Below are 25,405 nucleotides of genomic sequence, written 5' to 3'. Positions count from 1 at the left end.
GCTGCTCCCTAAGCGTAGTTGGCCCCATACCAAAATCCAACCCTATTTGACCGTGAGGATTCGCTGGCTCCGCGGAGCCGCACTCTAGGCCCCGCCACCCGGATCGAGCACTGGCGGCACCTTGAAGTACCGCTGGGCCACCGCGGGTGCGTTCTGCAGTACCCGCTCGGGATCCAGTGGTGGGGTGGGCTCGTCGGGCCGCAGAACGTTGACAAGGGGCAATGGGTGCGCCAAGGGCTCGACCCCCGAGGTGTCCACCTGGCCCAACTGTTCAACATAGGCCAGGATTTCGGCCAGTTGTGGTGCAAACAACGCCACCTCGTCGGGCCGCAGGTGCAGCCGGGCGAGGTGGGCAATGCGTCGAATCTGGTTCTCGTCGACCGCCGGAGGCATCGCGCCGCTCCGCTAGGCCGAGGCGGCCTCGGGCTGCCAGTCGCGCTTGACGGGCTTTACTACCAAGCCCATGCGGATCGCTTTGGCGCTGACGCGGATGCGACAGATTTTGCCGTCCAAGAGCGCGCGGACACGCTGGATATTCGGCTTGAACTTGCGCTTTGAGATGCCGGTCGTCTTGCGGCCGACACCGCCCAGATACTTGGCTTTGCCGCGGCGGGCGATGCTGCGACCGGCGACCGTGCGCTTGCCAGTGAACATGCACTTGCGAGCCATGTCTGCCTCCGAAACGTGAGCCGGGCGCCGCCCGCAGCGCGGGGGGCATGCGCTCGCGGTCGACTCCAACCGCGAGCCCCACAGTGTACCTGCCGGTCTTGGACCGGTCAATTCCCCGGAAAGGTTACTTTGGGCGGGTGCGGAAAGTCACCTCGATGCTCTCGAGTGGGACGCCTTCCGTCGATCGAAAGCCCTGGTACTCAGAACGGTTGAGCCAGAACCGGTAGGTGCGGCCAGCTTCCAGGTGCACGGGCAGGGTAAAGACCAGGCGGGCGGGATCGTACTACGGTTCGCCTGTGATCGTGGGGAACTCGGGGCCACCGCCCACCACGGACCATGAACGATCCTGCATCGGGCGGTCGAATGTCACGACAATCGCGGCCAGCTCCGGATCGACGTCGGTCGCTCCATTCGCGGGCAGGATCTGGACCATGCGCGGGGCTGCGACGGCGAGGGTATTAAGATTCTGTGTCTCCTGTTCGAGCAGGGCGATGATGCGCGGCATGAACGCTGCGAGGTCGGGGTAGGTCTGCCGGTCGCGTTCGTACTCCCCGAGCAGCCGGGCGAGGGCCCCGGTCCAGGTGAACCCCCGGCTGTGTTCGTAGGCGATCGACTGGAGCGCCCTGGACGGGCCGCCGCGTGCGTGTGCGTAACGGACACAGCAGGCCCGCACAAGCGTTTCGTAGAGCACGGTCTTGGCGTTGCCGTACGCCTGCGCCCGCATCTGTTCGGCCCGCGCTGCGAACATGCGTGTCCCGGCGGGCAGGAGTTGGGCTTCGAAGCGGTCCACGAGCGGGTTCGTGTAGGAATGGCAAAGTTCGTGGGCGATCGTATTCTCGATCTGCGCTGGGAACCGGGGCAAACCCTCCGCGTCCCACTGCCAGACGCCGATCACCGGCAGGATTTCCTCCCTGCCGTCCGGAAAACGAACACCCACCCCGTAGCAGGAACCGCCGTTCAGCAGGCCGAGGTACAGGTGAAACTCGGCCTTGGGCCGCGCGCCGAAGTAGTTTTCGAACCACGGCAACAGCGAGAACTCCGCGAGCCGCGTGTTCATCCGCGCGGAGGCCTGGGCGTAGAAGTTGCGCTCTTCCTCGAGGAAGTCGGTGAATCCGGTGACTTGGACAAAGTCACGGGCTGCGACCAGGAATTTGCGGGCATCGGCGGTGCTCCAACGCTGGTCAAGTCGGTCTGGAGGGGAATCGAAGGGGATGCGTTCGTCCAGTTCGAGGGTGTCGGTGAGGTGGACGGCCATGCTCATGACGGCGTCATAGCTCACACCGTTCTGGTTGCGGAGCTTTCGGGCCAGGTGCACCACCGGGTGTTCACGCTGGGGCGCGAAACGACGTTCAACGCGCTCAGCGTAGGGAGAGTGCGCGGCCTTGTCGTTGTATTCAGGGTTTCCGGCCAGCCGGAAGACGATACTGAGTAATTCGACACGAGCATCGACCTTGGCCGTGATTCGGGGATCCGGGGCGGTCGCAGGCGCTGGTTCGTCTCCAGGGGCAGACACCGCAGCCCAGGCGAACAGCGCGAGTAGTACGTTGGCGCGACGGGTGGCCATGGTCCCATGCTCCTGTGATGAGCGCAGCACATTGCGCCGGATGAGTTGCCCGCCTCGGTACGGAAAGGATGGCGCCATGCGCCCGCTTCGGGTACCGCCCAACCAAGCGGTCGTCAAGCCGGCCGGGGCTCGGTACAATGACCTTCTGCCGGTGAGCGTGCGGGACGCTCCTGCCTGGAAACCTGCGGTGCAGGATACCGATGAGCAACATCGCTGATGAAATCACGATCGTGTCCGGCCTGCCCCGGTCGGGCACTTCCATGATGATGCGCATGATCGACGCGGGCGGCCTCATGGCACTGACGGACAATATCCGCGTGGCCGACAGCGACAATCCCCGGGGTTACTTCGAATTCGAACCGGTAAAGCGCACCAAAGAGGACCCCACCTGGTTGTCCGGCGCCCGCGGGCGCGCCGTGAAGATGGTCTATCGACTACTGTATGATCTGCCGGCGGAATTCCGCTACCGTGTGATCTTCATGCGGCGGAAGCTGCTGGAGGTGGTGCGGTCGCAAGATGCGATGCTGACTCGACTCGGAAAGTCGGGGGGCGAGTTGTCGCCCGATAAAATCATAGGTCTGTTTGAACAGCAGATTCATGAGTTTGAGAGCTGGGTTGCCGGGCAATCCAACTTCCAGGTGCTTTACATCAGCTACAACGATGTTCTGGAGGCGCCACGGCCGATTGTTGCGCAGGTGAACGCGTTCCTGGGCGGTGGCTTGGACGAGCAGCGCATGCTTGCGGTGGTTGAACCCGACCTCTATCGGCAACGCAGTTAGTCTTATGTTCCTCCAGGGGGGGTTGGTGGGCAAATTGCGAGCTCAGTATCAATTCCACGCGGACTTTCCATTTTGTTCGCACACTAGGCACGGTTTCAGCGTATAGGACCTGTGTTAGTGGAGGAGCGACTTCGGTCCCGCATCGGGCGTGGGACGGAGACACGTCCTTGACAGGGTTTTCGATTCGCTGCATCCTGACCGCTTCGGGCGTCGCGCTTCGACATCGCAGGTAGCGTAATGTCAATGCTTTGCGCTCCGGCGGCACCCGTGGGCGGGCGATCGGGCGCATGACCATGTTCACCGTGCCGAGAGATCGACCGAAACCGCTTCTGGGGCGGATTACTCGAGGCCGAGATTGGGATGCGTGCTGTTCGACCGGCTGGTTGAGGTCGCAGAGGGATCTGTCGCGATGTGGACAGGCGGGCGAATCGTCGGGCAAGTACGGACGCCGGACGGACGATGAGGTAGTCGAGCGCGCTCGTTGCGCTCCACTGTGGGCGGCGCTGAAGGTAGTGTCCTTGCCTGCACGGCATGAACGGTGTTCTCGGGCCAGTGGCTTGTGCCGTATTGCAGCCCGGTACGCCGTGTTCGAATTGAAGGGCCTGGTGGCGTGGTAACCTTGCTGCAACAAACTGAATCTCCAACACTTGCTGCAGCGCAACCGCGCGTACTGGGAGGAGTGCCAGAGCCAACTCTGGGGCGCTGGTGGGTATTACACACGCGGGCGCGCCACGAAAAAGCCGTGGCCACCACACTCGAGCGCAGCCGGATTCTTTATTTTCTGCCGCTGATTGAGACCCGTCGGCGTCGGCGGCTCCGAGGATCTGCGCAGGTCCCGCTCTTTCCGGGCTACTTGTTCCTGAGGGGTGAGGCGCAAGAGTGCGATGTCGCGTGGCAGACGAATCGGGTTGCGAACATTCTACGGGTGGAACAGCAGGCGCAATTCGAGAGCGAGATCGCACAAATACAACGAGTGGTGCTGAGCGGTGCACCGGTGGATCTCTTCCCCGCATTGCGGGTTGGACGTCGGTGCAGAATCATCGCAGGGCCGCTCTGCGGCGTCGAAGGAGTACTGTCACGACGGCAGGGTGTCAGTCGTGTCTTCTTGGCGGCGACGGTCCTCGGGCAGTCGGCGCTCGTGGAAACAGACTCTGAGAATGTTGAGCCCATCGACTGATCGATTGGCTCTAAGTGTTTGTTATTAAAACGGTTGCGGTCCAAAGAGGCAGTGCCTTGACGGGGACGGAGTCTGCGCAGACCGAGTTCATCCTCGCGCCTGCCAGGCCTTGAGAGGCGTCAAGCGGTGAGTGAAGTCCGTCCAATGCTGGCCGGTGAGCGTGCGACCTCCGCTGACGCGCGCACCTGTGTGCGGTGCGAGGCACCGGCCCGCGTGGAGGTGTTGCAGGGGTATTCCCAAGGGCAACCGGTGCGGGTGCTGTATTGCCTGAGTTGTGCGGGCGTCGAGCAGCCACTTGCTTTACACCGGGTTCGCTTGCGTCGCCGCCGCCTGACGTTACCCGTGTTGCTTGCAGTGTGCGGGGTTGGTTTGGGATTAGTTGCCGTGTTTGCCGACGCGCTGTTCCCGGCCGCACAGTCCGGCTTCGGTCGACATCAGCAGATCGGCGTAGTGGTTGGTGCGTTGCTGGTCTTTTTCGGTACGGTGCTGCGGACCGATGTGATTGGCATTATTGGGACGTTCATCTTTCTGACGGCCTTGAGCGCGGACCTGTTCGGAGAGGAACGCAGTCCGGGCATGGGCTGGAAGCAACAGATCATCTTCGGGTGCGCCCTGCTGCTGGTCATGCTCGCCGTGTTCAGTCGCCCGTTGACCATGTTGATCTACAGTCGGATGGGCAGCGTGAACGGGGTGTCGGCACGAAGTGACAACTCGCTCCGGGTGCGGCGCAGGGGGGCGTCATGATTGCAGGTGTCGTCCTGGCAGGATCGCACGTCTGGCGGGCAGGTTCGCTCGAAGCATTGTGTCCACGGGCATTACTGCCGGTCGCGACTAAACCCTTGATTGATTACGTGCTCGAGTGGCTGCGGCAGGGGGGGGTGACAACCGTGACGATCTGTGCGAACGATGGTGCTGCTGCCCTGCAGGCCTATCTCGGTGATGGGGCCGCCGCAGACCTGAGTCTCTACTACTACCACGATCGGGTACCACGCGGTCCGGCTGGGTGTGCTCGGGACGCAAGTCTTGCGAGCGGTGCCGACCACCTGGTCCTGGTCGATGCGGCTCTGATACCGAGGATGGATCTGCAAGGGCTGCTGGCCGAGCATGTGGCTTCCGGGGCGGCGTTCACTAAGGTTGTGCATCGGCTCGCAGCGCAACCGTTGCTGAACGACGGTGAGCGGCGGCATGCCACCTACGTACCTACCGGGGTGCGTGTGTTCACGCGGCAGGCGCTTGCTGTCGTACCGCCGAGCGGATTCCACGACATCAAGGAATGGCTCGTCCCGCAATTGCGTAGCCGGGGTGAAGATCTGCGCGTGCATGTGGCGGAACTCGTCTCACCGGCCATCAGCGGTCTGGAAGCGTACTTCGCGGTGCAAGGATGGATGCTGGATCGGATGCGGCTGGACGAGATTGTGCCAAGGGGTTACGAGGTTCGCGATGATGCATTTGTGCATCACTCCTGTCAAATTGCGAAGTCGTCACGGCTGATTGGCCCGGTCATGGTGGGGCCGCGCACCCGGATTGAAGAAGAGGCGTTACTGGTTGGCCCTTCGGTGCTGGGTGCGGGCTGTGTCGTCGGGCGGCGAGCGTTGCTGGCCCGCTCGATCTTGTGGAATGGTGCGGTGGTGTCACCAGGCGCTAGAATTGATCAATCCCTGGTGGCGACCCATGCAACCGTGGAGGTGGGAGAAGAAATTCGCTGTGCGATTTGTACGCGCAGTGCGACTGAAACTGCGCACTGGGCGAACGCCTGACCGTGGTTTACGTGTGAAAGAAATGGACTGCCGTTGACCCCGGCGGTCCTGATTGGAGTGGGAAGAAGTGAGGCCGGGCGGCCGTCGCCAGGTTACGCCCCGCGCGGGATTTGCGAATCATGAACGATGATGTGAAATCACCTCAGCCGTTACAACCCGTGGTGTCCGCGCGTGCTGCTGCCCCGCTGCGCGCGCCTGATCCACTGGAGTTGCCTGACCTGACTGAAAATAACGGCAGCGGCGCACCACAGGGCAGCAAGTTCTCGCCGCGGCAATTGCTGGCCTACCGCTGGAGCATCATCGCTGTAGCGGTTGTGATCGGCGGTATCGGCATCACGGGGTCGTGGGCGACCTTCAAGCCGGAGTACACGGCGACGGCCAATATCGAAGTGACGCCGGTGCGCGTGCTGCTGACGGGCGGCAAGGACCAGGTGGATTTGTACGAGACCTGGCGCCAGACACAGGCGCGCTTCGTGCGCGGCCCCGAGGTGCTCGATGCCGTGCTGGATCGGCCCGAAGTCCGCGAAACGAACTGGTTCCGAGATGAGCCGGTCTCGCCGCTGGAGCAACTCCAGGAGCGGCTCAAGATTCGCACCTCACCCCCGCCGCGCGATCGGCTTGTACGAGACCTCAAGGTGCTGGCCCCGGGTGGCGCGCAACTCATTACCGTGGAAATGACTGCCACGGCCCCCGGGGAGGCCAAGCGGATTGTGGATGCGATCGTGCGAAGATTTGTTGATTTCGCCAACAAGCGGGACGCCGATGCCGAGATCGATCGGGAACGGCAACTCGAAGCGCAGATTCGAGAGCGCGAGCGGTCGCTCAGCGCGGTACATGGACTGGGTTACGAGCTGGAGCAGGTGATCAAGCGCCTCGGGACGGCGGCGCCGGAACCCCTCCAGCAACAACGCCTGCTGCGGCTCGACGAGATGGCGTTTCGCTTACGGCAGCTTGAAATTCAGCTCTCGCTGGCGGAGGAGACGGCCACTGCTGCGGCCACGGCGAGCAGTGAACCGTCCGCCGGCCCGACGCCTCCGCCGACGGATCTGCAAACCACCGATACGCAGTACCGGCGGCTTTTTGACGAGCTGGAACAGGCCCGCAAGCGTCTCGAAGGTGCGCCTGCGCAGTTCGGTGAGCTGCACCCGGTCATGCAGGAGTTGCAGCGCGCCGTGCAGCTCTCGGAAGAGCGCCTGACACGCTACGAGGAGCAACTGGCGGGCATCGTCTCGGGAGATCCCGCGCTCGCCATGCTGGATCCCCGCATGACAGCGCTCGAGTCGATGCGGCGGGAGTTTCGGCAGCTCAAGACGCTGGTCGAGGAAGAGCAAACGCGCTACAACGCGATGTTCGATGACATCGAGAAGAAGCGCAGTCTGGATCTGCGCATCGCCGAAACGGAATCGACTCTCGCCAAGCTGCGGCGTGAGCTTGAGCACATCCAGTTGAACAAGGATGTACAAGGTCGTATTCGCGGATTCCCGGCGTACGAACCCACTTCCGCCGGTGCGGATAAGCGTGTGAAGTTCATGGCGGCCTCGGTATTCGGCGGGCTGGCCGCCGGGATCATGCTCGCCTTCGTGCGACTCAAACTGTCCGGCAAGGTTTTCGAGGCGAACGAAGTGGTGCGCCCCTCGCACGGCACGTTCCTTGGCCACATTCCGTTACGGCGTGTCAGCGAGTTGCCGGGTCTGGCCGAGTGCCCCTTCCAGATGGAAGCCATCCGTGTGATTCGAACGGCACTGCTCAATCAGGTTCAAGGTCCCCGCACCCCGGTGGTGCAGGTGACCAGTGCCTCCGTCGGCGCCGGCAAGACCACCTTCGCCAGTCTGCTGGCGCGGAGTCTGGCGCAGATGGGAAAACGAGTTCTGCTCATTGACGCGGACATTCGGCGGTCGTCGATCTCGCGGCACTTCCAGGTGGAGCACGCCCGCGGCCTGGTGAACCTGCTCCAGGAGGGCGACGCCTGCCCGACCAAGATCTTCCAAACCAGCGTGCCGAACCTCTCACTGCTGCCGGCTGGACATTCAGAGCACATTGAGGACGTGGAGCTGCTGGCGAACGGCGTCTTTTCGAAGGCGCTCGATCGCTGGCGTACCTCGTACGACGTCATCCTGTTGGATGGTGCCCCGCTGTTGGGTACGGCCGACGGCGCGATCCTGTCGCGACACGCGGACGGCTCGGTGCTCGTAGTGCGTGAGCAACATTGCAAGCGTACGGCGTTGGTCGATGCGTTGGCTTCACTGGGCGCGGCCGGCGGGCGCCTGCTGGGCACCGTGTTTGTTGGTGGTGGGGCCGAGACGCGGTACGGCTACGGCTATGGCTACGGCTATGCCGGTCCGCGCAAGACGGTAAAGGCCCTCGACGTGCGGGACATGGTGTCGTCTCACGCGGCCGAGCGCTAATTGCCCCTTTAACTACCGCTCTCCCCATGGGGGAGAAGTCGGAGGGAGGGGCTGAACGGCAGGAGATTCGACCTTCCCCTCCCTGGCAGGGAGGGGGGTTCCGTCAACGCAAGCGCCTGGGAGTCGCAGAACGAGCATGTCGCTCGAGGCGATCATCATTGACCGTCGTCCGGCCTATCTGCAGGCGCATGCCGCGGCTTCATTGTTGCTGCTGCCCCTGGGCGCCCGGACACTGCTGGAGCGATTGGGTGCCCACCTGCGCCGGGTCGATGTTCATACGCTGACCATCGTGCCGGATTTCCCGAGCGACGCGGAATATGCCGCCCAGATTGCTCGCCGGGCGCCGGAGGCCCGCATTGCGTCGGCTGCCGCCCTCGACGAGATGGTGGATGCGGCTGAACCCGCCGACCTGCTGCTCCTGCTGGACAGCCGCTTTGTGCCGGTCTCCGGCTATGACCTGGCAGGGTTCCTTGCGGACGTTTCACGTTGTCGCCTGGTCAAGCACCTCGTCGCGCTGCAACGCAGTCCGGACGGAACACAGGAGCGCGTCGTCTGCGACGCGGAGCACCGTATTCGCGCCATTCGCCGGCTCTACGACGGTGTGACACAGTTCGATTTACGCGGTGTCAGTAGCAGCGTCCTTTCGGCCGCCGCCGCCCGGCACCTCGATACACTTTCACCGCTGTGCCTCGCGACGCTGCGGGCGCGGCTGGCGGCCGGTAGCACGCCCAGTCGTGACATCACCGCGCCGACCGAGGTATTGGACCTCGCGGAGGAGCACGATCTCCTTACTTTGCACGAGCGCTGTCTGCATGATGATGTGGCCGCCGGTGCGGAGTTGGGGCTGCGGCTGCTGGCCCCCGACGTGTGGGGCAGCGCCGGGGCCGAGGTGCATCCAGAAAGCCGTGTCTTTGGCCCGGTGATACTCCAGCGCGGTGCGCGGATCGAAGCCGGCGCCATCGTCATCGGACCGGCCGTGGTGGGTGCGGACGCGGTAGTGACGCCGGGAGCGCTGCTGGCCCAGGGTCTCGTGGTGCAGGGGGTGCGGATAAGCGCAGCTCAGCCGGTGGTGGGGCGGGTCAGCGCCGGTGGCAAAACCGCCGGACTCGATGCCGAGCAGGCCGCGGCAGCGGCGGGTGTTCGGGCACCGGTACTGCTGCCCGGGCTGCGGGCCGAACGTGGGCGGCAGGGATCATGGCAGAGCGACACACCGGCGGCCCGCCGACCGTTCGAATCGCTGGTGAAGCGTGTCCTCGATACCTGTGCGGCGCTGGTCGGGTTGGTGCTCCTGTTGCCGTTGCTGGCGGTGGTGGCGGTCTTGGTGAAGTTGACCTCGCGCGGTCCGATCTTCTTCAGCCACGAGCGTGAGGGTATCGGGGGCCGGGTGTTCCGCTGCTGGAAGTTCCGCACCATGGTGGAACGGGCCCATCAGCAGCAACGCGCCTTGTACCAGCAGAACGCGGTCGACGGGCCGCAGTTCAAGATGTCGCACGACCCGCGTGTCACGCCGCTGGGACACTGGCTGCGCACGACCAATATTGATGAACTCCCGCAACTCTGGAACGTGGTGCGCGGCGAGATGAGTCTGATCGGCCCGCGCCCTTCGCCCTTCCGCGAGAACCAGATCTGCGTTCCGTGGCGGCAGGCGCGCCTCTCCGTGCGACCCGGTATCACGGGCTTGTGGCAAGTGTGCCGGCACGAGCGGGCGGCCGGCGACTTCCACCAGTGGATTCACTTCGACATGCTGTACGTGCGCCACTGGTCGCTCGCACTCGATGTGCGCATCATGCTGGCCACGCTCGGCACTCTGGGTGGTCGGTGGAACGTGCCCCTCACCTGGATGATTCCTGCGCCGCAATTGCAGCGGTATACGAATCTCACGATGGATCTGCAGGCGGCTGCCGCAGTGCCCCCGGCGCGCGGTACGTTGCCGCCACCGGCGGAAGAGCGGGGCACGCAACCCGCTCTGGCCGGGATGGAGTAGTGATATCTTGCGCTGCTGCGCTGGGAGATGAATGCGGATGATGTCGAAGTCGGATCCACCCGCACGGACAACCCATGGCACGGCAGCGCCCTGGGGGCCGCTGATCGTCCTCCTGGCGGCGTTCACCTGGTGCTATGGGGCCACACTCCGCGGGCTGGTTGCGGAGTGGCGCGCCAGCGACGAGTACTCGGTGGGCGCGCTCGTTCCACTGGTCGCCGCGTACGTCCTCTGGTCACAGCGCAAGCAGTTCTTCGCGCCCCTCTGGGGTGTGGCGTGGTCCGGACTGCTGGTCTTTGGGTTTTCGCAGGCCCTGTGGTTCCTCGGTGTCTATCGCGACCACATCTCGCTGACGCGCTACTCGCTGATCTTCGCGCTGGCCGGCATCGTCCTGGTCGTGTTCGGTTGGCGTGTCATGCGGCGGCTCGTCTGGGTCACACTCTTCCTGTTCCTGATGGTGCCGTTGCCCGGTCGCGTGCATGATGCCGTCTCGCTCCCGCTCCAGGACATCGCCACACGCTCGGCGGTCTTCAATCTCGAGCTGCTCGGCTTCTGGGTGGTACGCACCGGCAACATCATCACGGTCAACGAATCGACCCAGGTCGCCGTGGCCGAGGCCTGTAACGGCCTGCGGATGCTCACGGCCTTCGTCTTCGTGTGCTCCGCGATGGCTTTCATGGTTGGACGCCCCGCCTGGCAGCGCGCGTTCATCGTACTGTCCAGTATTCCGATCGCGGTGGTCACGAACACGATCCGCCTCGTCGTCACCGTGATCCTGTTCGACCTGACCAACAGCGACTTCGCCGAGAAGTTCTTCCACGATTTCGCCGGCATCCTGATGATGCCACTCGCGATCGCCGTCGTCTTCGGCGAGCTCTGGCTCCTGCAGCGGCTCACGCTTCCGCCGGCGGAGGCCGCCACCCGCGGCGTCACTCCGCGGAAGCTCACCCCGTCCCGGCCGCCCGCCCTCGAGAGGAGTTGAAACGTGGCTGCCGCACCTGCTCCCCCGAAACCATCCGGGCGCGCCTGGCTACGTTGGAGCGTCACCGCCGTGCTGCTGGCCGGCCTGATCGGCGCCGGCTATGGCCAGCGCCAGTTCTCCGCGTTGGTGGATGCCACCGCTGCGATCTACCATCCACCGGCGCAGCCCTTTGCGACCGTGCCGCTGTCGCTCGGTCCGTGGGAGGGGCGCGAGATTGAGATCGAGGAACGCATCCGCCGGCAGCCCGGCTTCGATGACGACTGGATCAGTCGCCAGTACATCCAGGCCGAGACCGGCCGCAGCGCGAACCTCTTCGCCGGCTACATCGGCCGCGGCTTCAAGTGGCTCGTCCACCGGCCGGACATCTGCTTTCCAGGCGCCGGCTGGCGCGTGGCCCGAGAAGAATTCCGCACACTTACTCCGCCCGCGGGGCGCCCTGTCCCCTACGTGCTGTACGAGTTCGAGCTGCTGACCGACCCGGAGCAGCGCATCTTCGTGCTTTCCACGTTCGTCGTGAACGGTCAGCTCAGCAACAATGTGAATCTACGTAACTCCCGGCTTTTCTCGGAGCGCCCGCCCTACATCGCGCGCATCCAGGTCTCGCTCGGCGCGGGTCTCGAGCATGAACGTGATCGCGAGCTGCTCCGCGACCTCGTGGTGCGCATCGTGGCGGCGCTCGAGCCAGTGCTGCCCTACTGGGAAGAGTGACCCGCGCTGTCCGCTCCTTATATGACCACGACCTCTTCATCCGAAACCTTGCCGAAGGATTCGTCTACCCGCGCCGCCGAAGTCGGCCCGGCCACCGTCCGAGCCGCTGCGGATGCGGCGGCCCGATCGCGCGTGGTGCTGGGCGGGCTGCCCTTCGACAACGTGACCATGGCGGAGGCCATCGCCCGGATCGACGCCCTCGTGCGGGCGCGCCGGCCGGCGTGCGTGGTCACGCCCAACGTCGACCATGTCGTTCGGGCCCGACGGGATGCCGCCTACGCTGACCTCGTCCGCTCCGCCGACCTGGTCCTCGCCGACGGCCAGCCGCTGGTGTGGCTGGCGCGGCTGGCAGGCCGACCGCTGGGCGAGCGCGTCGCCGGGTCGGACCTGTTCCCGCGGCTGTGTGCCCATGCCGCCGTGGCCGGGTTCCGGGTCTTCTTCCTCGGCGGGGAGCCGGGTGTCGCGGACGAAGCGGCCCGTGTGCTGACGGAGCGCTACCCGGGGCTGGTCGTGGCCGGCACGCACTGCCCGCCGCTGGGTTTCGAGCGCGACCCCGCGGCGGTGGCGGCGGCGCTGGCGGCCGTGCGGGCGGCGGGCGCAGAGCTCGTCTTCGTCGGGCTGGGTTCGCCCAAGCAGGAGCGCTGGATCGCGGCGCACCAGGGGCAGTACGGCCCGGCGGTGAGTCTCGGCGTGGGGATCAGCTTCAGCTTCGTGACCGGCCACGTACGCCGGGCCCCGGTCTGGATGCGCCGCGCCGGGCTGGAGTGGCTGCACCGGCTGGCGATGGAGCCGCGACGGCTGTGGCGGCGGTACCTGGTGAACGGGTGGGGCTTTCTGCCGGTGGTGGTGGGCGAAATCTGGCGCGGGCGCGTCGGCCGTGAGCGGTGCCACCGTGTGCCGGGGAGTGCTTCGTGATGTCGTCGCAGGTCGTGCCGGCGCAGCCGGGCAGTGGGCCGGTGACACCACCGGTCACGGGCGTGGCGCCCCCCGTGCAGCCGACTGCGCCGCGTTCGCTCAGGTCGCTGGCGATCCGCGGGGCGGCGTGGACCGTCGTGGGCTACGGCGCCAGCCAGGTGCTGCGGCTGGGCAGCAACCTGATCCTGACGCGGCTGCTCTTTCCCGAGGCCTTTGGGCTGATGGCCCTGGTGAGCGTGGTGCTTACGGGCCTGCAGATGTTCTCCGACGTCGGCATCGGCCCGAGCATCATCCAGAACAAGCGCGGCGAGGATCCCCGCTTCCTGAACACGGCCTGGACGATCCAGGTGTTCCGCGGGTTCGCCCTGTGGATCGCGTGCAGCATCCTGGCGTGGCCGGTGGCGCTGTTCTATGCCGAGCCGCAGCTTCTGGATCTGTTGCCGGTGGCGGGCCTGACGGCGGTGATCGCGGGTTTCAACTCGCCGGCGCTGGCGCTGGCCAACCGCAAGCTGGCCCTGGGCCGGCTGACGCTGCTGGAGTTGGGGACGCAGATCATCACGCTGGTGGTGATGGTGGCGTGGGCCTGGGTCTGGCCGACCGTCTGGGCGCTGCTGGCGGGGACGCTCCTGGGCAGCGTGCTGAAGATGGCGGGGACGCACGTGTGGCTGGGCGGCGTGCGCTGCCGGCTGGAGTGGGACAAGGAGGCGTTTCATTCGCTGATTACGTTCGGGCGATGGATCTTCGTCACGACGATCCTGACATTCCTGGGATCGCAGGGTGACCGCCTCCTCCTCGGTAAATTACTTGACGTCGCCTTTCTGGGGTACTTCAGCATTGCCCTGATGATTCGAGGCACCGTCTACCAGGTGATCCAGAAAGTGGGGACCAGCGTTTTCTTTCCTGTGCTCTCTCGCATTTACCGGGAGCGCCCCGACGAGATGGATGCGAAGCTAGCCCAAGTTCGGCTGCCGCAGATTGTGCTCGGTTGGACCACGTGGATACTGCTGCTGATCTTCGGCAGACAACTCATTGGCATTCTCTACGATGACCGTTATTTAATGGTGGGTGAAATACTCGTCATTGCACCACTCGGATCATTGCTTGGAATCCTGCACGTCACGTATGGCAGTGCCATACTAGCGCGTGGTCGATCGTTTATCGTTGCAGCGTTGCAGGGCCTGCAAGTCGTGCTGCAATTGAGTTCGTGTTACGTTGGATGGGTCTTTGGTGGTGCACTCGGAGCGGTGTGGGGCTTGGTCGTTTTTAATTGGTTGTACTACCCGATTTCGGCGTGCTTCATGTGGCGCATGGGGTTGTGGCAGCCGCGCATCGATATTCCGTTTGTGGTACTTGCGGCGATAATACTCGCCTGCAAGTTCGTTCTCGACTGGGCGTAATAGGAAATCGAAACGTGGGACCGGGCAATGCGTGAGCTCGTTAAATTACTACTTCTGGACGCTGACTGCCGCGCTACCCGCTTTGCGCGTACGATACGTCAGTCGTCCGAATCGGCTGGGCGGATTTTGGTGCTGCCCCCGGCGTTGACGCCGGGCAGCGTCGGTGACGAGGCAATGCTTACGGCGGCGATCGCGGCATTACGCGAAGCCGGTGTGATCTCAGTCACCGCACTCTCGCAAACGGACGATGACGCGTGGGGCGCGGTCTGCGGCTTCAATGGAGCAGATGTGAGCCTCGGATCGGCGCCATGCCGTGATTTCGCAGCAACTCGACGATTCGCCCGTCTTGCTGCTGCATACTCTCACTTCGTGACCATTGGCGCGGACATGCTCGATGGGTGCTACGGGGACTATCGCTCAGTTCAACTGATTCGAGCCGTCGAAGTCGCCTCGCGAGTGGGTGTGACTGCCGGCTTCACTGCTTTCAGCTTTAATCGAATGCCGTCACCGGCCGTGATTTCTGCCATGCGGCGACTTCCTGCATCCGTGCCACTGCTCGCGCGCGATCCGGTATCCAAGGAGCGACTTGAGCAGCAGCTCGACAGACGCGTTGAAGCGAGCGCTGATGTAGCCTTTCTTCTCAGGCCAGAGTTGAGCTGCGAAGAGTCGCAGTCGCTGTCCAATTGGCTTCAGGGGCATCGGGCGGCAGGCTGTACGACCTTCGGTGTCAATCTGAATGTTGTCCCGTTCGCGGAGGCCGGCGTCGACCCAGCCGCGATCCCTGGGATGCTCGCGAACGTGCTCGAAGCAGTAGATCGGAAGTGCGGCCCGCTCGCGCTGCTCCTGGTACCGCACGACCGTCGCGATGCCGATCGGCATGCATCCGATGCAGGGCTAGCTAAAGGACTTCTGGACGCACTACCCCCACAACTTCGCGCGCGCACGCGTATGGCGTCGACTGAACTGCGCGCAGCCGCAATCAAAGCGCTTGCGGCAGGACTGGACGCAGTCCTGACAGGCAGGATGCACTTCGCCATTGCATCTCTGGGGATGGGCGTGCCTGTACTCTGCGCGCCCTACCAGGATAAGTTCGAGGGTTTGCTCGCACTCTTCGACCTGCCGGCCGCATTACTTGGCGCGAGCGATCTGCGAGCCGAGGGTGCCGCTCGCAAGCCGAGTCATCGACCTTATCGCGACGAGAGCCGACGCCGCGATGAAGGTCCGAGACCGGCTGCCGCAAGTGACGGGGCTCGCGAGAACCGGGCTGCTGCGGCTTATTGAACGACGTGCGTGAGCTTCCAGCTCGGGAGGGACTTGACCCGACATGGTTAGATCGTTGCTCATAGCTCAGGGCATCTCGTGGCCACACAGCCGGCACGGTGCAGCGCAGCGCACCGAGCTGGTGCGGCGTGCGCTCGCAACGCGCGGACCGGTCGATACCGTCTGCGTGCCTGTGCCGGCGGGCTGGCCGATAGACGCCGACCGCGTGGCGCTCGCCGCGCAGCGCATCATCGCGTGGTTCGGCGAGAGCGACGAGCCGCCGGCCGGCGGGTGGATGCGCGTGGCCGGCGCCGCGCCCGGCCCGTTGGGGCGACTCGCCGCGGTGTTTGGCCGGCAGGATGCGTACTACGCAGAGCACCCCGCGGCCGCACGGGCCGTACGCGAACTCATCGCGCAGCAGTGCTACGACGTGGTCGTGGTCCGCTACCTGCGAACGGCAAGGCTGGCAGGGCTCGACCGGCCGGTGGGCGTGCCGCGACTGCTGGACTTCGACGATGTCGACTGGCTGCGGCACGCATCGGCTGCGGAGGCGGCGCCTTGGACGGGTTGGCGCGGCCGGTTGAGCGAGCGGCTGGTCCGTCGCCGGTTGGAGCGGCTCTGCCGGAAGGCGGCCGGTACGTTCGACCACGTGTGGGTGACCAGCCCACGCGATCAGGCGGCGGTTATGCCGCTCGCCGTGACGATTCTGCCGAACATTCCTTTCGATGTCGCCAGACCCGAAATGGCCGCGCCGGAAGCGGCAGCGCCCAGCGACACTATTCTGTTCGTCGGACTGCTGAGCTACCCGCCGAACGCCCGGGGTCTCGCGGAGTTTCTAACTGCGGTGTGGCCGACAGTGCAGGCGGCGTGCCCGGCGGCGCGACTGCGGGTGGTAGGCGGCGGAGCGTCGGAGGCGGACCGCGAACGCTGGTCGCGAGCGCCGGGTGTGGAGTTGGCGGGGTATGTCGAGGACCTGGCGCCGGAGTACGCCGCGGCTGCGTTCACGATCGCGCCGGTGTACTACGGGGGCGGAACGAAGATCAAGGTGGTGGAGTCGTTGGCGTACGGCCGCACGATCGTCGTGACACCGCACGCGCTGCTCGGGTACGAAGAGAGACTGCGGCACGGTCAGGAATTGTGGGTTGGGCAGACGGATGCGGAGTTCGCGGAGGGGTGCGTGCGGCTCTTGCGGGAGCCCGGTGAGCGCGCGGTGATGGCGGAGCGCGGGCGAGCGGTGGTCGAGGCACAGTTCAGCCCGGCCGCGTTTGAGCGGGCAGTGCTCGAGCCGTTGGACCGGATGACGGGCGGGTCGCGCGATGCGCGTGGTGCGGGGAATCGACCGGAGTTGTGTGGCGCGGCGACAACCGGGTAGGTATGGGCAGAGCGTGAAGACAAGCAGATCGCCACTCGTATCCGTCGTCATTCCGCTGAAGAACTGCGCGCGCTACGTCGGAGACGCCTTGGAGAGTGTCTGCTCGCAGGATTACTGCAATTTCGAGGTGCTCGTCATCGACGACGGATCGACGGATGGTTCACAGGCCGTCGTGGCGGGTTTTGGCGACGAGCGCGTGCGGCTGCTGCCGAACGAGGGCCAGGGGATCTCGGCCGGGTTCAATACGGGGCTGCGGCAGGCGCGCGGCGTGTATCTGATGCGTTGCGATGCGGACGACTGGTTCACCCCCGGGCGGATCGCGCGGCAGGTGGCGTGGATGGAGGCGCATCCGGACGTGGGTGTTTGCTGCGGCTTGCAGGAGATCTGCTGGGAAGACGGCGAGGTCGTACTCGAGGCGGGCGTGCACCGAACGACGGCTCGATCGGTCGCTGGGCTGATTCGCGCCGGCCGCAGTGTGCCGCGGACTGTGTGCGCGATCTACCGGACGGCTGCGCTGCGGGCGGTCGGCGGCTGCCGGCCGTATTTCCGTACCTGCGAGGACGATGATCTGCTGATGCGGCTCGCGGAGCGGTTCGACATCTGGGAAGTCCCGGATCTTGTGTATCGAACGCGCCTGCGGCCGAGCTCGATCACGCGGACCACGTCGGTGGCAGAGCTCCGTTGGTTTGTGGCGAAATGCCGGGAGTTTCAGCGCCAGCGGCTCGACACGGGGCAGGACGACCTGGATCGGGGCCGGCCACCGCAGGTGCCGGAGCGGTTCGAGTCCTCCCGGGCCAAGCCGGTGGCGTGGTTTGCGCAGGATTATCTGCTGGCGGATGCGTGGCGCTACCTGGATGGAGGTGACTCGGAAACGGCCTGGCTGAAGTGCCGGCGCGCGCTGTCGTTCGCACCGACTCGGGGCAGGGCCTGGTTACAGGGGCTGCGGCTGCTAGCCGTGATTGCCGCGCGGGCGTTCCGCACGCGGCGACCGGCTGTTACACGAGAGCAGGTATGAAGATCACCTTCGTCACCCCCCCGGCCGCGAAAGCGGGTGGGAATCGCGTCATTGGGATTTACGCGCGCGGGCTGCTGGCGCGCGGGCATGAGGTGCAGCTCATCTCGGCGGCGCCGACCGGCCGGGGGTTGCGGGAGACGCTCGGCCACGTGGCCCGTGGGCGCTGGTGGCACCTGCGCCAGGGGAGCGGGAAGCTGGCTGACCGGATGATTCCCGGCGTGCCACATCGCATCCTCGACAAGCCGCCACCGGTCACGCCGGAGGACGTGCCCGATGCCGACGTGGTCATCGCGACGTGGTGGGCGACCAGTCCGTGGGTGGCCTCGTTCCCGCCGGAAAAGGGCGCGAAGGCGTACTTCATGCAGGATTACGGGGTGGCGGGTCAGCGGCTGGAGCAGGTCGTGCCGACCTGGAGTCTGCCGCTGCACATCATCACCATCTCGCAGTGGCTGCACGACCTCGTGCTCAGCCATGTGCCGGGACCGGTGGACCTGGTTCCGAATGCGGTCGATCATCAGCGATTCGATGCCCCGCCGCGCGACAAGCAGGCGGTGCCGACGGTCGGGTTCGTTTACTCGCCGTACTGGTCGAAGGGGTGCGACTTGTGCCTCCGGGCGACCGAGCTGGCTCGAGAGAAGCTGCCGACACTCCGCCTGGTCGGCTTCGGCGGCAAGACGAGTGCCCATCCGGAGTTCCGGCCGCCTGCGTGGGCCGAGTTTCGCTGGCGCGCGCCGGATGCGGTCGTGCCGGAGATTTACGCCTCCTGCGATGCCTGGCTGTTCGGGAGCCGGCTCGAGGGGTTTGGGTTGCCGATCCTGGAGGCGATGGCCTGCCGTACGCCGGTGATCGGGACGGGAGCGGGCGCCGCCCCGGAACTCATTGGTGAGGGCGGCGGTCTCCTGGTCCATCCGATGCACCCGGACGCGATGGCCGCGGCGATCATGCGCGTGGCTGAAATGTCGAACGAGGAGTGGCGTCGGATGTCAGATGCGGCCTACGCGACCGCGACGCGCTACACCTGGGACGATGCCACCGACCTGTTCGAGGCCGCGCTGTACCGGGCGGCCGAGCGTGAAGGGCGGCGTGTGGCGCGCCCCGTGACTGCACGGGCCTGAGGAACCATGAGTTTCACCGTCCCCCTGGCGATGTTCGGCTGGATCCCGGCCGTCTTCTTCCTTTTCACCGTGCTGCCGCCACGGCGGGCGGTGATTGCGGCCTTCCTGCTGGCCTGGCTCTTTCTGCCCAATCACGAGTACGTGATTTCGGGTATACCAAACTACGACAAACGGTCGGCGACCTGCGCGGGGGTGCTGCTGGCGACGATCCTGTTCGACCCGGACCGCTTTTTCGCGTTTCGGCCGCACTGGGCCGATCTGCCCATGTTGACATGGTGCCTGGTACCATACGCGTCTTCCGTGACGAACGGCCTGGGGGCCTACGACGGGGTGTCGGCGTCTGTGAACCAGATCGTGCAATGGGGCATTCCCTACTACATTGGCCGGTTGTACTTCCGGGACTGGGAAGGGCTGCGCGAGCTGGGGATTGGGATCCTGCTGGGGGGGCTCGTCTATCTGCCGCTGTGCCTGTACGAGCTCAAGATGAGTCCGCAACTGCACTACATGTTCTACGGATTCTCGCGGGCCTGGCACAACGTGCGGCGCGGTGATGGCTGGCGGCCGATGGTGTTCATGCGCGACGGGCTGGCGCTGGGCATGTGGATGTGCATGGCGGCGCTGGTGGCGACCTGGCTCTGGCGCAGCGGCACGCTCAAGAAAGTGTGGGGTCTGCCGGCGGGCTGGGTGGCGCTGGCGCTGGTTGTGACGGCGGTGCTGTGCAAATCGACAGGCGCAACCGTGCTGCTGCTGTTGGGGCTGGGCACCCTGTACGCAGCGCAGCGCTGGCGCACGAAACTGGTGGTGGTCGCGGTGGTGCTCTTGCCGGTGGCGTACATGTACACGCGCAGCGTCGGCGGATGGGACGGGCAGATCCTGCTGGACATGGCGGAGAAGATCAGCGAAGACCGCCGCGGTTCGCTCGAGTTCCGGTTCAAGAACGAGGACATCCTCGTGGCGCGGGCCCTGCGGCAGCCGGTGTTCGGTTGGGGGGGCTGGGGGCGCAATCGGCCGCCGGTCGAGGAAGTCGAGAACACGGTCACCGACGGCCTCTGGGTCATCGCTATCGGGATTAACGGCTTGGTTGGCCTGACGGCAATCACGGCCGTGCAGCTCCTGCCGCTGCTGCTGTTCATGCGGCGGTGTCCCCCCGAGTACTGGCGGCATCCACTGGCGGCGGTACCTGCGGTCCTCGGAGTGCTGCTGGTGATGTACTGTATCGACAACCTGTTCAATGCCATGCCGAACCCGGTCTTCCTCGTGATTGCGGGTGCGGTCACCGGGTTGGCCGTGATGCTGCCGCAGCGCTCCGGAGCGGTGGCGCGCGCGGCGCGGGGTCCGCAGGTGGCCGTCGCCCGTCTGCGTCCCGGCTAGTTACGCGGGTGATTCAGTGAGGGCGGGGTTGGGAACCGGCCGCTGGCGGAAGCCGGTGACGAAGACACTATGACGGATCGCATCGGACAGCAGGTGGGGCGGGTCGTGGTCGGGCAGGCGCTGGAGGAATCGCCGCAGCCGCCAGAGGGCGAAGCCGGTGATCCACGCGGCATCCGCGAGGGCGGTGGTCCATGGACCGTAGTTCTTGAGCCAGAAGTGCCGGCGAGCCAGGAACCAGTAGGTTGGGCGGCGCTTGGGGCGCGTGTCGCGCTGCGTGACACCGGTGCTCTGGCCCATGAGATGGACGATGTGGCTGTCGGGCACGACCCAGGTCGGCCAGCCCGCCCGGCGGGCCCGCAGGCAGAGGTCGATGTCATCGAAGTAGGTGTAAAGATCCTCGTCGAGCAGCCCAACTTCCTCGAATACCGCGCGCCGTACGCACAGGGCGGCACCGGATGTCCAGTCGGTCGCAGTGGGGACGCTCGGCAACGGTCCGGTGCCCTCCCAGCGACGCAGCACGCGCGATACGAACCCCACACGGAGCGCGCGCTCAAACTCGCTCGCGACGCTGAAGAAACGAAATGCGGTCGAGCGTGGCGCCCCCGCCAGACTTTCAAGGCGACTACCGGCGATACCGACATCCGGGTGCGCCTCCATGAATTCCACCAGGGCGCGCAGCGCTCCTGGCCTGGCGAGCGTGTCGGCGTTCAGCAGCAGGAAGTACTCCGGTGGGTCAGGCGCCGCCAGCGCCGGCCGCAGGATCGCGTTGTTGCCACCCGTGAAGCCGCGGTTGGGGTGGATGGTCGTCAGTTCGACCCACGCGCCCCAGCCCTCGCGGTCGATGGCTGCGCGCAGCGCGGCGACCGCTTCCGGGCCGGTGCCGTTCTCGCACACGGCCACGCGGCCACCGCCGGGAATCTCGCCGATCTGCGGTGCGAGCGAGTGCAGGCAGTCGATGGTGAGATGCGTCACCTTGTAGTTGACGATGACGATCAGCAGCTTCACGCCAGCACTCCGGATCGTAGGAGCGGCAGCGTGACCACCTGCGGCTCCATCCGCTCCAGCCCGGACCTACGATACTCGAAGCAGCGCGGCCGCGACAACGTGGGGGCACCGCGATGGCGGTAACAGCGCTCACGCGGGCGGGTCGCGACGGCTCCGAGGCCGCTTGGAAGGACAGCGTGGAGCCGTGGCCACCGGTCCTGACGAAGGCGCCCCCGACCCGGCGGCAGCGTCTGCGGCATGCCCTCGAAGCTGCGGCGCACCGGGTGTGGCTCGACCGGGTGTACGTACGCTGGCGGCGCGTGGCCGGCGCGGTCATCCTGATGTACCACAGCGTGGCGGCGACCGAGGAGGCCGCGTGGATCGATCCAGCGAATCACCTGCCACCGGAGGTTTTCAATGCGCACCTCGCGTACCTGGCCGGCCATTGCCAGATTGTGGCGTTGGAGGACATCGTTGCCGCAGTGGAGACGGGTCGCACCCTGCCGGCGCGCACAGTGGCACTCACCTTCGACGATGGCTATCTCGACAACCTGACGGAGGTGGCGCCGCGGCTCGCGCGGTGGGGATTCCCCGCGACGCTTTTCCTGCCGACGGCATACGTTACAGCGGGAGCGCCGCAGTGGATCGATGTGCAATTCAGCGCGTTTCGCGCGCGGACGAGAGCAAAGCTGCGGTGGCCGCCCGCTTCCGGTGCGACGTTTGATCTGTGCGTTCCGGAGGAGCAGTGGACCGCCTATCAAGCCGTGGCCGCGGATCTGCTGGGAATGGACTGGGAGGCGCGGGAAAGCGCCTTGCAGGAGTTGCGTGCGCAGCTCGGGGTGACGGTGGTGCCGCCCCCCCTGACGATGAACTGGAACGATGTCCGCACCCTGCGACGCAAGTACCCGGCATTCGAACTGGGGGTGCATACGCGACAGCACCTCGATCTCGCGCAGCATACGTCGCAGGCGACTGCGGAAGTCAGCAGTTGCTGTGATGAGTTCGAGCAGGCCCTCGGAATGCGGCCGCGTTTCTTCGCCTATCCCTATAACCGTACATCGCCGGCGGCGATTGCGGCAGTGCGAGCGGCGGGGTTGCGGGCGGGCGTGGCGGGAGAAGGAACCGCGGAGGTCCCGGCCATTCCGATCCGGGCGGGGGCAGACCCCTGGGTGTTGCCGCGGGTGGCGGCCCCGGTGAGTGTGGCGCGGCTGGGTTATGTGGCCAGTGGGGCGCATCCCGGCTTTTGGCATGCCCTGCGTGGGCGGTGTTGAGTCAACAGGCGGCAAGTGATGCGGATCGAGGTCATCACGACGACGGAACTTTCGGGCGACCTGTTGGCGCGCTGGCGCGCCATCCAGCAGGCCGATCCGCTGCTGGCCAGCCCGTACTTCTGCCCGGAGTTCACGCAGGCGGTCGCGGCGGTCCGCAAGGATGTATTTGTCGGTGTGCTGGAAGAGGCGGGCCAGGTCGTGGGCTTCTTTCCGCACCAGCGGGGGCCCCTGGGGGTGGGGCAGCCGGTCGGCGGTCCCCTGTCCGACTTTCACGGGCTGATTGGGACGCCGGAGCTTGCGGTCGACGCCGTGGCGCTGTTGGCGGCTTGCGACCTGACGTCCTGGAGTTTCCACCACCTGCTTGCGGCACAGCCGATCTTCGAGCCATATCACGCCAATGTTGATGAGTCGCACTACCTGGACCTTTCGGGTGGTTTCGCGGGTTATGCCGAATTGCTGCGCGCCCAGGGTTCCCACCTGCTCAAGGATGTGCGGGCCAAGCGGCGCAAGCTCGAGCGCGATTTTGGTCCGCTGCGGTTTGTTCCGCACACTACGGACCCTGCTGTGCTCCAGGCCTTGTTCGACTGGAAGTCGAACCAATACCGTGATTCCGGGCTCGTCGATGTCTTCAGCTTCGACTGGACGCGGACGTTGCTGAGGCATCTGCACGGAGTGCAGGAACCATCCTTCGGCAGCATGCTGTCCGCGTTGTATGCCGGTGAGGATCTGGCGGCCGTACACTTCGGGATGCGTTCACATGCCGTGTGGAACTGGTGGTTTCCGCGCCATGCGGAGCGGTTCTACAAGTACTCACCAGGGATCGTGCTGCGTATCAGCGCTGCGGAGGTAGCACCCGCACTTGGCCTGGTGCGCATTGATCTTGGGTGCGGGGGTGACGATACGTACAAGCCACGTCTGCGCACAGGCGGTATTCCACTTGCGACGGGCACGGTTGAACGTCCCTCGTGGGCGGCGACCATGCGGCGCTGGCGGCGCACGACCGAGGCCTGGGTGCGTCGCAGTCCGCTCCTGCCGCTGGTACGCGCCCCGGGCCGGCTGCTGACGCGCATGGAGCGCTGGGGGAGGTTTCGCTGATGGCCGCGCACGGGCGAACCTCCACAGCGATCCGGCACCAGAAGCACGCGACGCGACCCTCCGGGCAGCTTTCGCAGACCCGCCCAGCACCGGCGTGGGTGTGGATTCCCTGGCGCCTGGCCGGACGTGTCCGGGTTACCGTGCTCACGCTATGGCGACGCATCTTTCAGCATCGCAACCATGTGTTCGTCTTTGAGGGACCCTTGCCACCGACTTCCCGGCTGGAGCACCTGCGGGTGGTGCGCGTAGCGTCCATGGCAGCGTTGCCCGATGAACTGCGGGACGATTTGGTTGAATTTCAGGGCCCGCGGGTGTTCGAATCACTGGCATGGGAGTTCGAACGCGGCGGCGTGCTCTGGCTGGGGGTGCAAGATGGCAGAATCGCAACCGTGAGCATGAGCCGCCGCGGCTGCCATTTTGTCCGGTGGTTTGTACCGTTGGACGCGGAGGATTTGGTGATCTTCCGCAACAAGACCCGCCCGGAGTTTCGCGGACAGCGCCTGAACCCGGCGCTGATGTTCGCCGCGCTGGCCACCGAGCTGCGCGCCGGCGGCCGCGCCTTCATCGACTGCAAAGTCTACAATCACGCTTCGATCCGAAGCATCGAACGCAGCGGATTCCGCCGTATCGCGACGCTGCCACCGCTGAAGATCGCCGGCCAGTTTCGATTTGATGTGGAGCAGGCCGCCCAACGGGCTCCGCACCCGTAGCAGCGTTTCCTCTTCAGGAGTCCTTCCCCATGCCCGATATCGCCAAGGTGCCGGTCTTTGTCCTCTGTGGTGGTCTCGGCACCCGCCTCCGTGAAGAAACGGAGTTGCGTCCCAAGCCCATGGTACCAGTCGGCAACCATCCCATTCTCTGGCATGTACTGCGTACCTACGCGCACCACGGTTTCCGGCGCTTCATCCTCTGCCTGGGCTACAAGGCCGAGGTCATCAAGCAGTACTTCCTCAGCTACACCTCGCTCAACAGCGACTTCACGGTGCACTTGCAGACCAACCAGGTCACCGTGCATTCCATCGATCACGATCTCAACTGGGAGGTGACCCTGGCGGACACCGGTGCGCTGACGATGACGGGGGCTCGCGTCGCCCGGGCGGCTGAAAGATTCCTCGGCGATGCCCAACACTTCGCCGTGACGTACGGGGACGGCCTGACCGATGCCAATCTGCGCGCCGAGTGGGAGTTTCACCTGGCGGAAGGGCGCATCGGCACGGTGCTCGGCGTGAACCCCCCGTCACGTTTCGGTGAGTTGAAGACCCAGGGCGCCGCAGTGGTCGAGTTCGCCGAGAAGCCGGAGTTCACGGAGAGCTGGATCAACGGCGGCTACTTCTTCTTCCGGCGCGAATTTCTGTCCTATCTCAGCCCGGATGAGGGTTGTGTGCTGGAACGCGCGCCACTCGTCAACCTGGCTCGCGATGGGCAGCTCTCGATGTTCCGGCTGCGCGGCTTCTGGGGCTGCATGGACACCCAGCGCGACCGTGAACAACTCGATCAGTTGTGGGCCAGCGGCCGGGCGCCGTGGGCCGTCTGGAACCGCTGAACCCCGGACCGGCGCAGGGCGCCGGTCCCTGACAGGAGTGCCAAG

General features: G+C 65.6%; 23 protein-coding genes. 19 read left to right on the top strand and 4 right to left on the bottom strand.

Going from position 1 to position 25,405, the window contains the following annotated elements; translation table 11 throughout:
• Positions 1-84 precede the first annotated feature (84 nt).
• From gatC to IPM18_04905, 3 genes are all read right to left on the bottom strand, one after another.
• Complete coding sequence (gene gatC, locus IPM18_04915) at positions 85-393, bottom strand: Asp-tRNA(Asn)/Glu-tRNA(Gln) amidotransferase subunit GatC (protein ID MBK9118933.1); 309 nt, start codon at positions 391-393, stop codon at positions 85-87.
• Between the two features lie 12 nt (positions 394-405).
• Positions 406-669, bottom strand: a complete 264-nt coding sequence (gene rpmB, locus IPM18_04910; GenBank protein MBK9118932.1) for a 50S ribosomal protein L28 — start codon at positions 667-669, stop codon at positions 406-408.
• Positions 670-952: 283 nt separating this feature from the next.
• Positions 953-2,233, bottom strand: coding sequence for a DUF4932 domain-containing protein (locus IPM18_04905; protein MBK9118931.1), 1,281 nt, complete (start codon positions 2,231-2,233; stop codon positions 953-955).
• Positions 2,234-2,433: 200 nt separating this feature from the next.
• Between IPM18_04905 and IPM18_04900 the strand changes: the two genes are divergently transcribed.
• From IPM18_04900 to IPM18_04830, 15 genes are all read left to right on the top strand, one after another.
• A complete protein-coding gene (locus IPM18_04900) occupies positions 2,434-3,012 on the top strand; it encodes a sulfotransferase family protein (protein ID MBK9118930.1) in 579 nt (192 codons plus the stop codon).
• Between the two features lie 679 nt (positions 3,013-3,691).
• Entirely contained in the window at positions 3,692-4,189 is a 498-nt protein-coding gene (locus IPM18_04895; GenBank protein MBK9118929.1) for a transcription termination/antitermination NusG family protein, read from the top strand.
• 384 nt (positions 4,190-4,573) lie between these two features.
• Complete coding sequence (locus IPM18_04890) at positions 4,574-4,933, top strand: hypothetical protein (protein MBK9118928.1); 360 nt, start codon at positions 4,574-4,576, stop codon at positions 4,931-4,933.
• Positions 4,930-5,946: an NDP-sugar synthase gene (locus tag IPM18_04885; protein ID MBK9118927.1), complete on the top strand. Its 1,017-nt coding sequence runs from the start codon at positions 4,930-4,932 to the stop codon at positions 5,944-5,946. The genes IPM18_04890 and IPM18_04885 overlap by 4 nt, the downstream gene beginning before the upstream one ends.
• Before the next feature lie 119 nt (positions 5,947-6,065).
• On the top strand, positions 6,066-8,351 hold the full coding sequence (locus IPM18_04880; protein ID MBK9118926.1) for a polysaccharide biosynthesis tyrosine autokinase: 2,286 nt from the start codon (positions 6,066-6,068) through the stop codon (positions 8,349-8,351).
• Between the two features lie 136 nt (positions 8,352-8,487).
• The gene (locus IPM18_04875; protein MBK9118925.1) at positions 8,488-10,335 is read left to right on the top strand and encodes a sugar transferase; all 1,848 of its coding nucleotides are present in this window, start codon (positions 8,488-8,490) and stop codon (positions 10,333-10,335) included.
• Between the two features lie 37 nt (positions 10,336-10,372).
• The gene (locus tag IPM18_04870; GenBank protein MBK9118924.1) at positions 10,373-11,314 is read left to right on the top strand and encodes an exosortase/archaeosortase family protein; all 942 of its coding nucleotides are present in this window, start codon (positions 10,373-10,375) and stop codon (positions 11,312-11,314) included.
• A gap of 3 nt (positions 11,315-11,317) precedes the next feature.
• Positions 11,318-12,022, top strand: coding sequence for an exosortase-associated EpsI family protein (locus IPM18_04865; GenBank protein ID MBK9118923.1), 705 nt, complete (start codon positions 11,318-11,320; stop codon positions 12,020-12,022).
• Positions 12,023-12,043: 21 nt separating this feature from the next.
• Complete coding sequence (locus tag IPM18_04860; GenBank protein ID MBK9118922.1) at positions 12,044-12,937, top strand: WecB/TagA/CpsF family glycosyltransferase; 894 nt, start codon at positions 12,044-12,046, stop codon at positions 12,935-12,937.
• A complete protein-coding gene (locus tag IPM18_04855; GenBank protein ID MBK9118921.1) occupies positions 12,937-14,334 on the top strand; it encodes an oligosaccharide flippase family protein in 1,398 nt (465 codons plus the stop codon). Before IPM18_04860 ends, IPM18_04855 begins: the two co-directional genes overlap by 1 nt.
• 27 nt (positions 14,335-14,361) lie before the next feature.
• Positions 14,362-15,615 (top strand): polysaccharide pyruvyl transferase family protein, encoded by a 1,254-nt coding sequence (locus IPM18_04850; GenBank protein MBK9118920.1) that lies wholly within the window; start codon positions 14,362-14,364, stop codon positions 15,613-15,615.
• Between the two features lie 43 nt (positions 15,616-15,658).
• Entirely contained in the window at positions 15,659-16,966 is a 1,308-nt protein-coding gene (locus IPM18_04845; GenBank protein MBK9118919.1) for a glycosyltransferase, read from the top strand.
• Between the two features lie 13 nt (positions 16,967-16,979).
• On the top strand, positions 16,980-17,981 hold the full coding sequence (locus IPM18_04840) for a glycosyltransferase (GenBank protein ID MBK9118918.1): 1,002 nt from the start codon (positions 16,980-16,982) through the stop codon (positions 17,979-17,981).
• Positions 17,978-19,096 (top strand): glycosyltransferase family 4 protein, encoded by a 1,119-nt coding sequence (locus tag IPM18_04835; GenBank protein ID MBK9118917.1) that lies wholly within the window; start codon positions 17,978-17,980, stop codon positions 19,094-19,096. The genes IPM18_04840 and IPM18_04835 overlap by 4 nt, the downstream gene beginning before the upstream one ends.
• 6 nt (positions 19,097-19,102) lie before the next feature.
• On the top strand, positions 19,103-20,467 hold the full coding sequence (locus IPM18_04830; GenBank protein MBK9118916.1) for an O-antigen ligase domain-containing protein: 1,365 nt from the start codon (positions 19,103-19,105) through the stop codon (positions 20,465-20,467).
• Here the strand turns inward: IPM18_04830 and IPM18_04825 are convergent, their stop codons facing one another.
• The gene (locus IPM18_04825) at positions 20,468-21,472 is read right to left on the bottom strand and encodes a glycosyltransferase family 2 protein (protein ID MBK9118915.1); all 1,005 of its coding nucleotides are present in this window, start codon (positions 21,470-21,472) and stop codon (positions 20,468-20,470) included.
• Between the two features lie 113 nt (positions 21,473-21,585).
• Between IPM18_04825 and IPM18_04820 the strand changes: the two genes are divergently transcribed.
• Genes IPM18_04820 through IPM18_04805 form a run of 4 tightly spaced genes read left to right on the top strand, consistent with a single transcriptional unit; the run spans position 21,586 to position 25,360 of the window.
• A complete protein-coding gene (locus tag IPM18_04820) occupies positions 21,586-22,722 on the top strand; it encodes a polysaccharide deacetylase family protein (GenBank protein ID MBK9118914.1) in 1,137 nt (378 codons plus the stop codon).
• A gap of 18 nt (positions 22,723-22,740) precedes the next feature.
• Positions 22,741-23,817 carry a GNAT family N-acetyltransferase gene (locus IPM18_04815; GenBank protein ID MBK9118913.1) on the top strand — a complete coding sequence of 359 codons (1,077 nt, stop codon included), beginning with the start codon at positions 22,741-22,743 and terminating at the stop codon, positions 23,815-23,817.
• Positions 23,817-24,527, top strand: a complete 711-nt coding sequence (locus tag IPM18_04810; protein ID MBK9118912.1) for a hypothetical protein — start codon at positions 23,817-23,819, stop codon at positions 24,525-24,527. Before IPM18_04815 ends, IPM18_04810 begins: the two co-directional genes overlap by 1 nt.
• 29 nt (positions 24,528-24,556) lie before the next feature.
• Positions 24,557-25,360, top strand: a complete 804-nt coding sequence (locus tag IPM18_04805; GenBank protein MBK9118911.1) for a glucose-1-phosphate cytidylyltransferase — start codon at positions 24,557-24,559, stop codon at positions 25,358-25,360.
• Positions 25,361-25,405 lie beyond the last annotated feature (45 nt).

Source organism: Phycisphaerales bacterium, assembly GCA_016716475.1.
Lineage (GTDB): Bacteria > Planctomycetota > Phycisphaerae > UBA1845 > Fen-1342 > JADJWG01.
Note: the sequence above shows the minus strand (reverse complement) of the source record. Positions and strands in the feature narration are given on the sequence as shown.

Excerpts from the sequence above, each read along its gene's own strand:
- IPM18_04820 (MBK9118914.1), top strand. The coding sequence starts at position 21,586 with ATGGCGGTAACAGCGCTCACGCGGGCGGGTCGCGACGGCTCCGAGGCC.
- IPM18_04845 (MBK9118919.1), top strand. The coding sequence starts at position 15,659 with ATGGTTAGATCGTTGCTCATAGCTCAGGGCATCTCGTGGCCACACAGC.
- IPM18_04855 (MBK9118921.1), top strand. The coding sequence starts at position 12,937 with ATGTCGTCGCAGGTCGTGCCGGCGCAGCCGGGCAGTGGGCCGGTGACA.
- IPM18_04885 (MBK9118927.1), top strand. The coding sequence starts at position 4,930 with ATGATTGCAGGTGTCGTCCTGGCAGGATCGCACGTCTGGCGGGCAGGT.
- IPM18_04860 (MBK9118922.1), top strand. The coding sequence starts at position 12,044 with ATGACCACGACCTCTTCATCCGAAACCTTGCCGAAGGATTCGTCTACC.
- IPM18_04870 (MBK9118924.1), top strand. The coding sequence starts at position 10,373 with ATGATGTCGAAGTCGGATCCACCCGCACGGACAACCCATGGCACGGCA.
- IPM18_04900 (MBK9118930.1), top strand. The coding sequence starts at position 2,434 with ATGAGCAACATCGCTGATGAAATCACGATCGTGTCCGGCCTGCCCCGG.
- IPM18_04805 (MBK9118911.1), top strand. The coding sequence starts at position 24,557 with ATGCCCGATATCGCCAAGGTGCCGGTCTTTGTCCTCTGTGGTGGTCTC.
- IPM18_04875 (MBK9118925.1), top strand. The coding sequence starts at position 8,488 with ATGTCGCTCGAGGCGATCATCATTGACCGTCGTCCGGCCTATCTGCAG.
- IPM18_04815 (MBK9118913.1), top strand. The coding sequence starts at position 22,741 with ATGCGGATCGAGGTCATCACGACGACGGAACTTTCGGGCGACCTGTTG.
- IPM18_04830 (MBK9118916.1), top strand. The coding sequence starts at position 19,103 with ATGAGTTTCACCGTCCCCCTGGCGATGTTCGGCTGGATCCCGGCCGTC.
- IPM18_04880 (MBK9118926.1), top strand. The coding sequence starts at position 6,066 with ATGAACGATGATGTGAAATCACCTCAGCCGTTACAACCCGTGGTGTCC.
- rpmB (MBK9118932.1), bottom strand. The coding sequence starts at position 669 with ATGGCTCGCAAGTGCATGTTCACTGGCAAGCGCACGGTCGCCGGTCGC.
- IPM18_04850 (MBK9118920.1), top strand. The coding sequence starts at position 14,362 with ATGCGTGAGCTCGTTAAATTACTACTTCTGGACGCTGACTGCCGCGCT.
- IPM18_04905 (MBK9118931.1), bottom strand. The coding sequence starts at position 2,233 with ATGGCCACCCGTCGCGCCAACGTACTACTCGCGCTGTTCGCCTGGGCT.
- gatC (MBK9118933.1), bottom strand. The coding sequence starts at position 393 with ATGCCTCCGGCGGTCGACGAGAACCAGATTCGACGCATTGCCCACCTC.
- IPM18_04810 (MBK9118912.1), top strand. The coding sequence starts at position 23,817 with ATGGCCGCGCACGGGCGAACCTCCACAGCGATCCGGCACCAGAAGCAC.
- IPM18_04835 (MBK9118917.1), top strand. The coding sequence starts at position 17,978 with ATGAAGATCACCTTCGTCACCCCCCCGGCCGCGAAAGCGGGTGGGAAT.